The organism is Pseudomonas sp. c313 (assembly GCF_055407145.1).
In genome coordinates this window covers 181,347-195,298 of sequence record NZ_JBUZRD010000010.1, presented here as the reverse complement: position 1 = coordinate 195,298, position 13,952 = coordinate 181,347, and the positions used below count along the sequence as shown (strand labels likewise).

Here is a 13,952-nt window from a genome sequence, read left to right as displayed (position 1 = left end):
AATTCAGCGGAAAAGACACGACGTTGCTTGGTCATCTGACACCTCGATATGGCGAGCATTCTCGCCTAAATGAGTGTCCGGTTTCATTAGACCACTACAGATAGTTTCACAGTGGCCGCCTAGCTGGTCGGCATTCGATTCGCTGATGTCCGGTAACCATTTACCGAGTTCAGCTATTGGTACCTTCTTTTTGTTGATATAGCAGTCGTCATCCATGCGCGGATTGCACCAGGCGGTTTTGACTTCTGGCCATTCTGATTGGGCAGCAGCCGGAGTCTTCGCCGCTGCAGCCCCACCCTTCTCCTGATTCCACGCTGCCCAACCACCGATGTAACGCTGGTCGAAGGTCGAAACTAGTTCATTGTCTGAAACTCCAGCATCTAAGTAGAACTTCATCAGCAGGCTTCCCGCTTCCGCGTATGAAACTTGACGGGTGGCGTCGATGCGGTAGGCGACTGGCTTGCCATCAATGCTACTGCCTATGCGATACCAGATGGAGAGTTGGAACGGAGTATCCTCCTTCCAGTTACCTACCTCTGCACCCTGGATTCGACAATTGCCACGCTTGCACATGCCATTGACTTTATTAGTAATGCGGACATTTTGCTGGCGCTGAGCGTCCCAGATATCCACGTACCGTGTGCTGGCGAGCCAGGTACAGAAAAGCATGGGTTGACCCGTCGCTGCTGGGCGGGTGACGCATGGAATCGCTTCCGGGAGGTTGTGAATCGATTTCTCGTCTGGAAAGAAAGCCGCTGTCCCTTGGTACGCGGAGATCTCAGCGTTGGCGTGAGCACAGGACGCGAGAAGAAGGATGCTGAGGATACGTTTCATGGTTTATTTCTTACTATGAAGGGTTTGACGAGGGGGCTGAGCAAAGCTGCTATTTCTTGTAAACAACCTTGAGCCGCTTGTTGACGTAGTCCTTGATGATTTCGTAGTCGGGGTTGTACGTAACGAGCGTATGACCTACGCCTGCTGCAGCCGTTAATGTCGCTATGGTCAATGTTGCAGGTGTTGTCAGGACGGTGAATACGGCGCCGAGTGCGCCGCCTTGTACGACTGCACTTTTCACATCGCTTTTGACCCGACACTTCAGCTCCTGGCTTTCAATCTTGGTTTCAACCAATTTGATACCTGCCATGAAATTGCCCCTGAGACTGTGAATCTCGAAGGACGCTTTACTTTTCACGAGACCTTCAATCTGCGCTTCATTCAGACCTGTTACGACGATCATGGCTTTTCTGAGCTCCCTGCAAGAGATAGTGGTTTTGAGAAAGGGTGGAATACCAACCTTTTAGGGTGAGTCTCGGTTTGATAAGTCCTTCATGTCAACAGGTTGATGCTCAACCATCCAGGTTGAACTGGAGGGCGGCATGTCAAAAACCGAATCGAAGCAGTTGGCGGAGCTTGTTGGCCAAGCAATTGCTCGCCAACGTGCTCGTTGCAAGCTGAGTCAGGAGCAGGTTGCGGAAAAGCTTGGGATTGGAAGCGAGGCCGTATCCCGTATAGAGCGTGGGATCGTCATGCCTAACATCGAGCGTTTGGTCGAATTTGCGGAAATTTTTGGCTGTGAAACCGCCGACTTGCTGACGGCGGGCAGTTCACGCCCAGAAGACCAGGCGCGCAGGCTCTACGATTTGCTGTCCACGCTGGATACGGGTGACCGCGCACTCGTCATGGATGTGGTGGAGCGTCTTGTTGACCGGCTCGGTCGTGAATGAGTTGCTATTTTACGGCGGCTGAGGCGCTTGCTCAGTAGCCTCCTTCACCGCCTCATCGAATAACGCGCCGCAGCGTAGGCACAGACAGTCGAAGCCTGCGAAGTGATATTTGGCGACATCCTCAGCCAATCGCAGCGCCGATGGGTAAGTCGGTGCGATGGCGGCCAGCCCACTCAGTAGCGAGTTGTATCCGAGGCGAACCTGCGTGCCCTGATTCGTGTCCTGAACTCCTCGTAGCGCGCCATCGGCTAGGCCGGCCAGCAGAGCAATGCCTCTTGCGACCTCCTGGGGCAGGACGGCTCTTGAGTCGCAGATCAAACATTGTCTGATCATTGTTCATTCTCCTGATGGGTTAAGTGCGGCCATTCCCTGTCTGGCCGCTCATAAAGGTTGCTGAGGTCACCCCTGCGATGCGGGATTTCTCGTGGGATTGTCTTGGCCGGATGCGCGCAGCAGCTTGCACAGGCGGTTCAGAATCCAGCACGCAAGGACTACGGCGACCAGCAGCGGCGGGAAACGCAGCATTAGCAGAATGCTCAGCACCAGTACGCCTGCTGCAGCCAGCGCCCCGATGAAAATTAATAGGCAGAATAGAAATCGAAGCAGGGTCATGACGGCTCTCCGAAAGAGGCTGCCTGGCCGATGCATTCAGTCCAGGCAGGAGTGGTATCAGATGGCGTGCGAGGCGAGCGCTTCCAGCTTGCCCGCGAGTGAGTTGGGTGCTGGTTGCGGTTCGTCACTCTCGGCAGCGCCGGTGGCGGCATCCGTGCTCGAATAAAACTTCTCGATCACGGCGCCACCGTCTTCCTCGCTGTCCTCGAACGCCCCGTTGCCGAGCCCGTGCTTCGCTGCGCAGTCCAATGAGGCCTGATCGAAGCCCGCAGATTGCCGGGCTTCATCGAGCTGCCGAGCGCCGAGCAACGTTTCCTCCACGCTCATGCCGCTGCGCACGGTGATATCGACGTAGAAGATCGGCGTACCGTGGCTTTGCCGGGTGGACTTGCCGCGCAAACGCAGTTCCAGCGGCAGGCAGGCCAGGCGGTTGCCCGAGATGGCTTGGAAGTAATGCAGCCGAGCGGCCAGAGTGCGGATGCTATTGAAGCCGGTAGTACGGAACACGAAGCTGCCCAGCGGATCGTCATCACCGATGAGTACGTTCAGCCGACCATAAGGCTTGCAGGCCCCCCCTTTGGCCAATGGACACGCATCCGGCGAGGGGCAGGGCAGTGACTGCATGCCGTCTTGAGTGGCACGCTTGCAGGTCTCGCCATTGCCCACGCACAACGGCCTGCCAGACTGCCGGTCGAACAGGGTGTAGTCGGCGCGGAAATTCAGCTCAGGCTCGTTGAACAAAAGGCGCACAGGAATACTGCGCAGCTTGTCTTCCTTGCTCTGGCGCAGTTCGTCATTGAGTGGGTGTAGTAGCCAGCCATCCCTACTTTGCACCTGGGATGTAATGGTGAACTGATCATCTTTCTCCGGCAGGCGCTTACCATTTCTCTCGACGATTTTGCCGATGGAGATGCGTCCAAGCACTGGGGGGGTCAGGGCTAAGCCTTTCAACATGATGGTTCTCCTGGAAATGAAAAAAGCCAGCCACGCAGCGCGAACTGCGGGTACTGGCCAAGGGGAGGGAGGTTAGGAATAGCTGAGTCAGTTGATCAGGAAGCGGCGACTACCTTCCTTGGTTTTAGCGTAGCGAACCTGCAGGTAAGGCTTCTCTTTCAGTAGGCGTTCGACATCGAGCACGGTGCAACCCTTGGATTTCTTCCAGCTGATATATCCGCTGGAGAACTCCGCTCGTGTGGCCTCGCCGATGGCTTGCTGCAGCAACTGTTTAAGTTGGGCCTCGCGCGTTTCTTTCTCGCCGATGGATTGGCGCACGGCCTTGAGCTCTAAGTAGGCTGCCGCCAATCCTGCATGGCCGCTGAAGTCGACGGTCTGGCCGTTGTCCTCCGGGTAGAGTGCGCGCAGCGCCATTTCAGCCGAGACTGAGCCATCGGCAGGTGGTGGCGTGTCGGTCTCGACGTAGTACCAGAACTTGCGCTCCAACTCGATCAGGCGAGCAATCATCTGCTCGTCACGCTCCATGCGGTGGATCTCCAGCGTCTGACCACCGAGCAGTACCGCCACATCCGCAGCCTGTTTGCCGGTGACAGCGAGTTGGTGCATCACCTGCAGTTGCACGTACTCGGGCACGCCTTCCTTCCAGAGGCGTGCCCCATTTATGCCGGCGGTCTTGCATTCGAGGATCTGCACATCGTCAGCACCGATCACCTCGCGGTCGATGTTGGCCAGCATCCAGGGCAGCTCAGGATCAGGGTGTTGCAATACAGCGTTGATGCGCCGCACCTTGTTTTTCGTCCGTTTGCTGTAATGCCAGGCCACGACTGGTTCCAGAACGTTGCCCCAGTACATTGGGCTTTCTTCATCATGTGGGTCGGCTTTTGGCAGTGTGGTGTCGCGACCGGTTTTCTCCAGCCACAGCTCCAACTGCGATTTGTAGGGATTTAGGCCTACCGCAGCACCGGCATCCGAGCTGCCGATACCTTGCTTGCGTACCGCCAGCCAATCTTCACGAGGCAGTTCCTTGGTGCTGATCAGGCGCAGCGCTGGACGAGCCTTGCTAGTGTTGCGCAATGGAGTAGCGTTCATAGCGTTTACCTTGCAGAAATAGAAACGCCCGATCAGCAACCAGGAGGATCGGGCGTTATGGGGGGAGGAAGTAACTGGTTAGGCTACAAGTTGCAGTGCGGTGTCCAGCGCACGTTGCTTGATCTGTGCCCCTTGACCGAACCAGGCGGAGTCCATGCGGTACTCGTTACTACGCGCTCTGCGCTCGTGGTCGACGTACTCGGTCACGGCGTTGAGGAGACCCCAGGCAGTGCCTTGCGCCGACTCAAGCGTTGCACCACGGCCGCGTCCCTCGTACAGGCTTTGTACCTTGCGTAGGGCGCGTTCGTTGGGAAGGACTTCAGGTAATTTGCTATTGGGAGTTACGTCACACAACACGTTCATGAAGAACCCCATGGCCTCATGCCACTGGACTTTGCGCTCGGCCAGCACCCGCATGCGATACATAAACTCGTCCCATTGCGAGACGGCCACACCCAATTGCTTTTTGACGACCTGAGGGTCGAAGCGGGTGCTGTGCGGCACCTTGATGGCGCGAGTGGCGCCATCCAGTGCAATGGTCAAGGTATTGTTGCAGACCACGCGAACGGTGGTCGGCGTGGCGGTGGTGGCGAGCGTGCCGTCGCAAGAGGTTGCTAGCAACAAATAACCGTTGACCTGATCATTGCCCTTCAACGCCGTGTTCTGACCGGTTCGCGCTAACGCCCAGAACTTACGACCGCCCTTGAGCACGCCAGCCGTTTCCAGCTCATAGCCGGACACCTCGGTCAGATCTCGATAGAACTCCATCACCTCACGCGGTTGGACAATTTGATAGCGGTTGGAAACCACTGACAGCGGCGCTTTGGTGTCAGAGCGGTAAAGCACCTTTTGCTCCGGGAACGAGTGAATGCTACCCAGATGGCCGATAGCGTCGGCTTTGAAGTGAACGGGGCTTTCCTGGATCTTCCAGTCCATACCTGCCTCACGCTGCCAGATTTCAATAGGTTGTTTTTGAGTCAGTTGACTGCCGAGGCCATGCCACGGTGTCGCGCCAACGTAAGCCATTTGTTCGATTTGATGAGCCATGATTACGATTCCTTAGGGTGCAAGCCGGCATAAATGCCACGCATCGCGCGGCACTGTCCGGACGTACTAAAAGAGAGAAGGGGAGGACGGTTTAAGCAGGCAGATTGAACCGATGCCCACAGATCAGGCAGAGATTGTGGGCGAGGACATGGCGGTCAAGTTTGTCGCCGAGTTGAGCGCCCAGTGCACAGCCACCAGCGCCACCTACAAGGCCACCGAGAATGGCGCCAGAAACAGTTCCGAGAGTTATTCCGAGTGGGCCAGCGAGAGCGCCAACAGTGGCTCCGAACTGGCCGCCTGCCAATGCAGCACTGACGCCACGTGCTGCACCGCCGACCGTGCCGATGGCAGCTGCAATTTTCATGGCTTGGTGGAAAGAGGCGATTTTGGGTGAGTTACAGCGGGGGCACTGCAATGACATGGGGCGAACCTCTTTGGTGGTGATGTCATTGCAGTTATGTGTGGTTGAGATTTTTTCGAATCGAATCGAATCGAATCGAATCGAATGGTTGTGTTGCGAGCGGTTTATCCCGCGCCAAATTCGGCTGCAATTGACCCTATATAGGGCAAAGCCAACGGAGAACTCTGCAGCTGTAAGCAGATGCTCAATTAGTAGCCCTTGAAATACCGGGATAAGTCTTCACATACAGGTAAGCCGCAGAAGCCAGTTTTCAAGGCGGTCACAAACCATGGATCCAGGAGGGCGCATGCCGTCAGTGCAAAAACAGTTCGAAAATTTTCACAGCGCCATCTGTTTCGACGAGGACGATGAAAAGGCGACCCTCCGCGAGAAGCGCGATACCATCGTTAAGGCGCTGAGGGAGAAACTCGACGCCGACGTGCCGTCGTTCGTCAACTTCAATCAGGGCAGCTACTCCATGCACACAGGTGTAGTACCGCTGGATGGCAACTTCGACATTGACGTTGGCCTCATCTTCGACTGCACAAAGGATAAGTACCGTGACCCGGTGACACTGAAGAAGAAGGTGCGTGATGCGGTGAACTCGAACTTCCGCACCGTGCTCATCCGTCGGCCCTGCGTGACCGTCAACTACATGAGCGGTGGCGAGATTGCGTATCACGTCGACTTGGCCATCTACACCAAGGGCGATGACGGCAAGCTCTACCTGGCCAAGGGCAAGGAGAATTCGGCCGAGGAGCACCGCATTTGGGAGGTCGCCGATCCGAAGGAGCTGACCAAGCGTGTCTGCGGTGCGTTCGAGGACTCCGACAAGCTGGCCCAGTACCGCCGCTGCATCCGCTACCTTAAACGCTGGCGGCAGGTTCAGTTCCAGGGCGCCGGCGCACCGCTGAGCATTGCACTCACCGTGGCTGCACTTCACTGGTTCAAGCCAAACTTCGGCACGTCCGGGAAGCCGGTGGACTTGTTGGCGATGCTTGATTGGGTCAATGCGATGCTGGGCCAATTCACCTACGGACTCAGTCAGGACGATGGCCTGCACCTACGTCTGAAGGTCGCCTTGCCGGTGGAGCCGTATTCCGACCTGATGGCAATGCGAACCGCCACGCAGATGACGAACTTCAAGGAGAAGCTCGAGGCGCTGCGCGATGCCCTGCAGAAGGCGTATGACGAGGACCTGCCTGAAGACGCCTGCAAGCACTTGAAGAAGCAGTTCGGCGACGACTTCAAGGTGCCGGAGAAGTCCGAGACAGCTAGGGCAGTCTCCCCCGCAGTAATTAGCACCGGGAACTCTGCATGACGGAGTCCGCCATCGAGGCGGCCGCCCCCTCGAAGGTCGATGCCGCGTTCGAGGCTGTCATGACTGTTTGCGGCTTGCGTGGCATCGAGGTTGTGCGCCTAGACGACCCTGCACCGAATTGCCTGGGGGTCGAGCTCACAGGTGCAACGCGCACTTGGCCTGTGTACGTCGACTGCGACGAGGAGCTGTTGCGCCTGCCGAAGGTTTGGACTCTACCCCCGAAGGAGCCGCTCGCACATGTTAGCTACACCGGCGTGGTGTGCATTGACGACGGCCAGGGACTGTCGATCGACCCTAGCCGTCGCGCTGACATTGTCGCGCACACAGTCCTCAAAGCATGTGACCTGCTCGAAAACTCAGCAGCGGATGCAAACACTGGCCACATGGAGTTCTTCAACGAGCTCGAGGGGTACTGGCTGCACCTGCCGGGCTCACTGCGCTCCCGCGCCTACTTCGAGGTCGACGGCAACTCGCGCATGGTCAAGGGGTTCGTGAATTCGAAACTTGGCAAACCGAAGTGGTACTTCGTGGAGCGCGACGCTGAGTTGCCCTGGGAGGTGCATAACAACAAGCTCGCGGGGCAACGGGCCTTATATGTACACGTCGACTCGCTGGCATTGCCACCCGCGCGGCCGGATCTGCTGACGACATCGTTCATCGAGGATGTTCACCAGAGGCTGTCGCCTGACCAACTGCAGTTATGGGGCGAGTTGTTCGGTCCGTCTAATAACGGACCCAAACGGCTGGCCCTACTGGTGTCGGTGCCTCGACAAGCCGGCGGCCGCTCGCTGGTAGGTATTGCCTTCGGTGCTCACCGCGGGATCGTTGACGGGAAGTCACCGGTCACACCGCTGACCATGCGCCGCCATACTCCTAGCTATATGCGCGAGCGAGGAGGCGCGTCTCTGGACTTGCTCGGGAAGCACGTGGTCGTGCTGGGAGCTGGTGCCATCGGCTGTGTCGTAGTCGATACTCTGGCAGCGGCGGGAGTGGGCAAGATCACAGTGGTGGACCACGACGAATATTCGGAGGACAACGTCTTTCGGCACCTTCTGCAGCCTCTGTACATCGATATTGGCAAGCCAACTGGCCTACAGCTGGCGCTGGAGCGGCGTTACCCAGGCCTAAACATCACTCCGGTCTGCACTACAGCCCAAAACTGGCTCAAAACTGCTGATATCAGCAAATATGACGGCATTGTTCTCGCGTTCGGTGTGCCGTCAATCGAGCGATCATTTTCGCGGGTGCTCAAGGACAAGCGTTTTGACCTGCCTATCGTCTTTACTTGGCTAGAGGCCTTGGACTTGGGGGGGCACTCGGTGCTGATGTGGACTAAAGGTGAAGGCTGCTTAGACTGTGCCTATCGTGACGATGAGGGGCTGCCATCCCTGGCGTCGCGCACGTCCTTTCTGGAACCTAATCAGCCCGTCACACGCAATCTCACGGGCTGTGCCGGGGCTTTCGTTCCATTCGGCCCCATCCAGGCCAGGCGCACGGGATTGCTGGCGACTGAGCACATCCTTTCGGCGATGACTGCGGTGACCGCTGGTAATCAAGACCGAGATCCTTCCTATCGGTTCTGGGTAGGAGAGGGCCGTGCAGCTGCCCAACATGGTCTACGCACGACGCCTTGGTTCCAGGCCGCACGAGCAACGCTTCCCGAAGACGCGACGCGGCAGGTGTTCGGTCGCGCGTGCCGCCACTGCCGTGCGCCTGAGGAGTCGGCATGAGGCTGGTTTATCGTGTCACGCCGAGCCAGCGACTCATCATCGTCGAGAACGCTTTACGGCAGATGCAAGCGTTCACGCAGCGACGCTGGTGGCACTGCGAGGCCGGAGGAATCCTGCTAGGTCGCCACTTACTGGACTCACACGATGTGGTCGTCGACGAGGTGTCTACGCCCCAGAGCAGCGACCGCCGCAGTAGGTTAAGTTTCTTTCGATCGTCCACACACGAGTACATCGCGCGCCAGCGTTGGCTAGAGCAGGGGCACACATCGGCCTACCTCGGGTTGTGGCACACGCACCCAGAGCTCGATCCGACGCCCAGCAGTATTGACCGCCGAGACTGGGAGCAGGCCGTGTCCGGGGACACGTTTGAAGGCGATCGCCTGTTTTTTCCCATCATTGGCACGCGTAGCATCCGCATTTGGACACTGAGCCGCCGAGGCACGTTTCGAGAATTGAAGCTGGAGAAGAAGATTGACAAGGAAGAAAACCATGGCCCCTACTAAAGCGACGTTAGAAGCTACCGCTCAGACGAAAGAAACTCGAACGCAGGATCGCGCTCGCATTCCCGTCGATGTGCGGCGCGACCTTTGGGTGGCGGCTGCCGGGCGCTGCGAATTCCGCGGCTGCTGCAAGCTAGTGGGGCGCGACTTTTTGACCAAGGAACGCGCCTTCACGGGTGAGCACGCGCACATCATTGCGGACAGTCCTGGAGGCGCACGGGGTGTGAAGGGCGAGTCGGAGCGCTTAGCCAAGGACGTCAACAATCTGATGCTGGCTTGCTATGACTGCCACGCTCGTATCGACCGGCATGGCAGGAACAACAAGTTCACCACACCGCAGCTCCAAGCCATGAAGCGCGAGCATGAGGCCCGTATCCAGCGCATCTACTCTGCCACGGGCGTGGTGGAGAGTTTGCCGCTGCTGATGACGTTCCCCATTGGGCCACACGTGACCAACATCGACGTAGAGCAGATCCATTTTGCGATGCTGGAGAACAGCGACTATAAGCTGTTTCCTCAGGGTAGCCATATCCACATCAACCGCAGCGATTTCGACTTCCAGGACAACGACCCGGACTTCTGGCTTCGTGCGGAGAAGGCGCTGACCGACCATTACGACCGACGCATTCAGCCCGAACTCGTCGACCGTAACGGCAGCGCGCACTTAACCATTGCCGGCTTTGCGCCGATACCGATGCTGATGAAGCTTGGCGCGCTGATTGGCGACAAAACCCGTGCCAACGTCATGGACTTACCCAACGAGGGCTGGCTATGGGACAAGCGCGAGACGTGCACAGACCCCAGCTACATCTACGACGTGCCAAAAGTGCTGCCGCGCGAGGTATCGGTGGTTGTCAGCATTTCGGGTAAGGTCGCATTTCCTGTCGGCCGTGAGGTCATCGAGTTCCGCGCCGAATTGCCTAACCGCGGCATCATCCGCAAGGAAATGCACCTGCTGAACTTCCGCCGTGAATTCGATGGCTTCCTTCAGCGGCTGACAGGAGCGGGTGCTCGTGTGGTGCACGTCTACCCCGCGACACCGTTATCGGCGAGCATCGAAATTGGTCGTATGTTGCTACCTAAGACGTTCGAGGAAATTCATGTGTGGGAATGGCAGGCGCCCGAATGGAAGCGGGCCTTGCAATTAAAATAGGCAAACCAGTGATATGACTGCTATGCGGCGAAGTTGCCGAGCAGCTGTTTCTGGTTGCTTTTTGCTTGTTACGACCGGCTGCTTTGAGTTAGTTGCGCGTTAATCAGCGTATCGAAACGACTTTCATGTCCTGTTTTTTGATTGCGGACACGGACACGGACAGGTTTCCGGTAGCCGCTTCATGACTGTGCTCATTCCACCAAGCCATAATTGGTCGCCTGCGTCCGATGTGGTCTGCCCGGTTGTATGCGCTACGAACCTTGTCTTTGTAGATGTGGGCGAGTACCACTTTGACCAATTCGGAATCCGCGCCGTGATCGTTCTGAATGGTGCCATTGAGCGCATCCATGCCTACCAGGCATCCCTCGACATCAGAACGCTTCAGCCCCCTGTTCCTAAGGAATGGCTGACCCATTTACGTTGAGGGTTACAAAGTTGGCCCACTCATTCATCAGCGAACGGCGTTTTTCCAACAAGTCACTGCGCCAGTAGGCGGCTTCTGCGCCGTTGGCGACAACGTGAGCCAAAGCCATCTCGCAGACTTCGCGCGCATGGTGAGTACATTCAGCCGCCCAATCTCTGAATGTGCTGCGAAAGCCGTGAGCTGTAATGACTCTATCGTTGCTATCGCGCCAGCCTTTACCCCCATCTTCAAGATCCTTTTGGTCCATGCGACGCAGGGTCATCAGCATGGCCATATTGCTAATCGGTCGACCTTTGCGTGTGCCTGGGAATAGTAGTGAGCTGCCTTTGATGCGTGGGAGCCCTTCCAGCAGCGCAATAAGGGGATCGGAGAGTGGCACGGTATGGCCTTTGCCCGCTTTCATGCGCGCTGCTGGAATCGACCATAGCTTGGCTTTCAAGTCTACTTCACTCCAGTCGGCGTCGAGAACCTCGCTGGTTCGGCAGGCCGTGAGAATGGTCATTTTGAGGGCGCTGGCAGAGAGTCCTTCAACACTATTAAGTGCCTGCATGAAACGAGACAAAGCCGAGTAGGGCAATGCTGGGTGGTTTTGGGTGCGCTTCGCCTTGGAACTCGGTGGTAACAGTTTGTCCAGGTGACCGCGCCAGCGTGCCGGGTTTTCACCGTCTCGCAGCCCGCGCGCTTTGGCCGCATCAAGGACCAGTTCAATTCTGTTGCGCACCCGGCTAGCTGTTTCGGCTTTGCTGCCCCATATGGGCTTCAAGATTTCGAGAATGTGCTCCGTGGTGATTTGATTTGTAGCTAGGTCGCCGATGATGGGAGCGGCGTAAGTAACCAGTGTGTTCGTCCACTGCTGAGCGTGTTTGACGTTTTTCCAGCCCGCACGATGAGCCTCTATGTAATCGAATGATACGTCCTGGAATGTGATGGATTTGTTTTTGCGTTGTTGCTCAGCAGCGACCTGTGCCGCTCGTTCATCGTCACGAGCCTGTAAGGGGTCAATACCCTCTCGCAGTAGACGGCGTTTATCGCTGCTGTTTTGTCGGGCTTCCTTAAGGCCAGTTGCTGGATAGGTACCTAAACCCATCTCCCTGCGCTTTCCCGCAAGCTGGAAGCGCAGCACCCAATATTTCTTCCCGTTGGGTTTGACGAGTAGGCGAAGGCCGTCTCCATCTTCGTAGGTACCCGCGGTCGTTAGATTTTCAACTTGCTTAGCGGTCAGCTTTCCCAAGTGAGTATTCCTTTATCGATTCTGTCCCCCCATTTGTTCCCCCACAAAGGCTAGGAAGGTGACGAACGTTGGTGGATGTCTTGAGACGATGATAGGCTTTAGAGCCCTTAAAAATAAAGGGTTATAGAATTTTCGTGGCTGTAGACGGATGTTGATTTGGCGGACTCCTTCACCGCCACATTAAGTAAACACAAACCCCTGATTTTCCTAGAGAAAGTCGGGGGTTTGTGGTTTCTGGCGTCTGAAAAATAGCCCCATGAGACCAATATGGGACTGGCGCTCTATTTGGGTGCGTTAAGAGTCGAGCGTGAGGGCGGGCGATAGACGATCATTTCTGCCTTCACCTGGAGCCATGATTCGTTTTGTCAGAGGCTGTGGATGCTTAAGGTTGAGCTGCGCGTGAAGGGGCAGGGCGCATCACTAATTCAAGGAGGTATACCCAATGAAGTACGTACTAGCGCTGGCCTTTTTGGCGACCTTGCAACCGGCTCACGCAGATTGTTCGTTGTCTGACATCAAAATAACATCGTTGAAAGCCAAGTTTGTTAATACGTGCGGTAGTACTGACTGCACTCACATGACTGGCGTAGCCACGCTGGTAAATAGTTGTGCCGAGGCCATTGGCGTTCAAATTCAAACGACCGCGTACGACAAGCTGGACTCGCCCGTTTCCACAAGCGAGCATTGGCCCGCCAGTAATAGAAATATCCCACCAGGCAGCTACACATTTTCCCTCGATCACTATCTTGAATACGATCCTACGATTGCGTCTTTTGGCCTAAAGCCCATTGACGTGCACAAATGGAAAAAGTGAGCGGCTGCGAATAACGGCGTTTTCGTTAAAATTTCGACACAAAAAAGCCCGCAAAGCGGGCTTTTTTCGTGCGCGGGGTAAAAGTGCTAATTACTTGTTCCGCAATAGCACATACGCTTCACCGCCGTTGCGGTCATGCTGAAGAATAAAGTTGTTGTCCTGGATACGCACCTTCGATGGCACACGATCGGCTACCGGCGTTTGCGAGTAAGTCTGCGCGGCACTCAGCAGTTGTCGGGTCAGGCTGTCGTCCGGTTGATTCGGAGTGGTGACGACGCATTCCTTTTCGGAAAGTTGCACGGCGAGGTTTTTGTCTGCTGTGAAGCCGATGCGCGTGAAGCCCATGTCCTGGAGGTCGTTGATGCCGAACCGCTTGGCCGCTTCAGCCGAGCCGGCGAATGAGGGGGCGGTCTTCAGACAGATGTCGATGAAGGCTTCGATGGCCTTGGAGGTGACAGGCGTCGATACGGTTGGCGTTGCAGTGGTGCAGCTGGCGAGTACGAACAGGCTGGACAAGGCGAGTGTGCGGAACAACATATCGGACATGACGCGGGGATCCTTCCATTTGAAATTCGGAGTGCAGCCGTTGGGCTGAGCGCTGCCGGAACGGGCGGCGTGCGAATGGTAAATCAAAATGGCGTTACGGGGTTTACGACTTTATGAACCCCGGCGTTACTCAGACTGGACAACATTTCAGCCCCCCCAAACTCTTTGTCGAACAGGGTCACCGAGTGATCGGGGATCTACTGCAAAAACTCGTCGGCCAATGTCTTTGGCAGGTGCAGCGGCGCCGGCCGTCGCGGAAGTAATTCGCTGCGTGGCTCGGGACGACATGAAGACGCGGCGTAAGGCTGTGGCCGACACCGTTACGAGTAACGCCACTTATGTAAAAAATGCCCCCACATCTAAACTAGGAGTGGGGGCATTTTTTGTGACCGAAGCCGTTAACGGTT

15 protein-coding genes and 1 pseudogene are annotated in these 13,952 nt (G+C 56.6%); 6 read left to right on the top strand and 10 right to left on the bottom strand.

The annotated features are described in order from the left end of the window. Positions 1–3: 3 nt before the first annotated feature. On the bottom strand, positions 4–834 hold the full coding sequence (locus ACZRKZ_RS22925; protein ID WP_463982825.1) for a hypothetical protein: 831 nt from the start codon (positions 832–834) through the stop codon (positions 4–6). Between the two features lie 49 nt (positions 835–883). Further along, positions 884–1,237, bottom strand: a complete 354-nt coding sequence (locus ACZRKZ_RS22920) for a hypothetical protein (protein WP_463982824.1) — start codon at positions 1,235–1,237, stop codon at positions 884–886. 139 nt (positions 1,238–1,376) lie between these two features. Here ACZRKZ_RS22920 and ACZRKZ_RS22915 point away from each other — a divergent pair, with 139 nt between their 5' ends. After that, entirely contained in the window at positions 1,377–1,724 is a 348-nt protein-coding gene (locus ACZRKZ_RS22915; RefSeq protein WP_463982823.1) for a helix-turn-helix domain-containing protein, read from the top strand. A gap of 399 nt (positions 1,725–2,123) precedes the next feature. Here ACZRKZ_RS22915 and ACZRKZ_RS22910 read toward each other — a convergent pair whose 3' ends face one another. The 5 genes from ACZRKZ_RS22910 to ACZRKZ_RS22890 form a co-directional block, all read right to left on the bottom strand. Then, positions 2,124–2,336: a hypothetical protein gene (locus ACZRKZ_RS22910; protein ID WP_463982822.1), complete on the bottom strand. Its 213-nt coding sequence runs from the start codon at positions 2,334–2,336 to the stop codon at positions 2,124–2,126. Positions 2,337–2,393: 57 nt separating this feature from the next. Beyond that, the gene (locus ACZRKZ_RS22905; RefSeq protein WP_426208778.1) at positions 2,394–3,290 is read right to left on the bottom strand and encodes a recombination directionality factor; all 897 of its coding nucleotides are present in this window, start codon (positions 3,288–3,290) and stop codon (positions 2,394–2,396) included. 87 nt (positions 3,291–3,377) lie between these two features. Next, entirely contained in the window at positions 3,378–4,379 is a 1,002-nt protein-coding gene (locus tag ACZRKZ_RS22900; RefSeq protein WP_463982821.1) for a YqaJ viral recombinase family nuclease, read from the bottom strand. 78 nt (positions 4,380–4,457) lie between these two features. Beyond that, positions 4,458–5,426 (bottom strand): DUF932 domain-containing protein, encoded by a 969-nt coding sequence (locus tag ACZRKZ_RS22895; protein ID WP_426208780.1) that lies wholly within the window; start codon positions 5,424–5,426, stop codon positions 4,458–4,460. A 91-nt stretch (positions 5,427–5,517) separates the two neighbouring features. Next, positions 5,518–5,847, bottom strand: a complete 330-nt coding sequence (locus tag ACZRKZ_RS22890; RefSeq protein ID WP_426208782.1) for a hypothetical protein — start codon at positions 5,845–5,847, stop codon at positions 5,518–5,520. Between the two features lie 286 nt (positions 5,848–6,133). On the opposite strand from ACZRKZ_RS22890, the gene ACZRKZ_RS22885 reads away from it, so the two are divergent. The 4 genes from ACZRKZ_RS22885 to ACZRKZ_RS22870 are packed head-to-tail and all read left to right on the top strand — an operon-like array spanning position 6,134 to position 10,530. Further along, on the top strand, positions 6,134–7,147 hold the full coding sequence (locus ACZRKZ_RS22885) for a nucleotidyltransferase domain-containing protein (protein WP_463982820.1): 1,014 nt from the start codon (positions 6,134–6,136) through the stop codon (positions 7,145–7,147). Continuing rightward, positions 7,144–8,877, top strand: coding sequence for a ThiF family adenylyltransferase (locus ACZRKZ_RS22880; RefSeq protein WP_426208786.1), 1,734 nt, complete (start codon positions 7,144–7,146; stop codon positions 8,875–8,877). The genes ACZRKZ_RS22885 and ACZRKZ_RS22880 overlap by 4 nt, the downstream gene beginning before the upstream one ends. Next, positions 8,874–9,380, top strand: a complete 507-nt coding sequence (locus tag ACZRKZ_RS22875; protein ID WP_426208788.1) for a Mov34/MPN/PAD-1 family protein — start codon at positions 8,874–8,876, stop codon at positions 9,378–9,380. Before ACZRKZ_RS22880 ends, ACZRKZ_RS22875 begins: the two co-directional genes overlap by 4 nt. Beyond that, positions 9,367–10,530 carry an SAVED domain-containing protein gene (locus ACZRKZ_RS22870; protein ID WP_426208790.1) on the top strand — a complete coding sequence of 388 codons (1,164 nt, stop codon included), beginning with the start codon at positions 9,367–9,369 and terminating at the stop codon, positions 10,528–10,530. The genes ACZRKZ_RS22875 and ACZRKZ_RS22870 overlap by 14 nt, the downstream gene beginning before the upstream one ends. Positions 10,531–10,633: 103 nt before the next feature. Here ACZRKZ_RS22870 and ACZRKZ_RS22865 read toward each other — a convergent pair. Together ACZRKZ_RS22865 and ACZRKZ_RS22860 are read right to left on the bottom strand one after the other, a co-directional pair. Beyond that, positions 10,634–10,924 (bottom strand): annotated as a pseudogene (locus tag ACZRKZ_RS22865) (integrase); the annotation flags it as partial. A 1-nt stretch (position 10,925) separates the two neighbouring features. Further along, positions 10,926–12,185 (bottom strand): tyrosine-type recombinase/integrase, encoded by a 1,260-nt coding sequence (locus tag ACZRKZ_RS22860; protein WP_193078038.1) that lies wholly within the window; start codon positions 12,183–12,185, stop codon positions 10,926–10,928. 442 nt (positions 12,186–12,627) lie between these two features. Here ACZRKZ_RS22860 and ACZRKZ_RS22855 point away from each other — a divergent pair, with 442 nt between their 5' ends. Then, complete coding sequence (locus ACZRKZ_RS22855; RefSeq protein ID WP_463982819.1) at positions 12,628–12,999, top strand: hypothetical protein; 372 nt, start codon at positions 12,628–12,630, stop codon at positions 12,997–12,999. A gap of 90 nt (positions 13,000–13,089) precedes the next feature. Here the strand turns inward: ACZRKZ_RS22855 and ACZRKZ_RS22850 are convergent, their stop codons facing one another. Then, the gene (locus ACZRKZ_RS22850) at positions 13,090–13,545 is read right to left on the bottom strand and encodes a hypothetical protein (RefSeq protein WP_463982818.1); all 456 of its coding nucleotides are present in this window, start codon (positions 13,543–13,545) and stop codon (positions 13,090–13,092) included. Between the last annotated feature and the right edge of the window lie 407 nt (positions 13,546–13,952).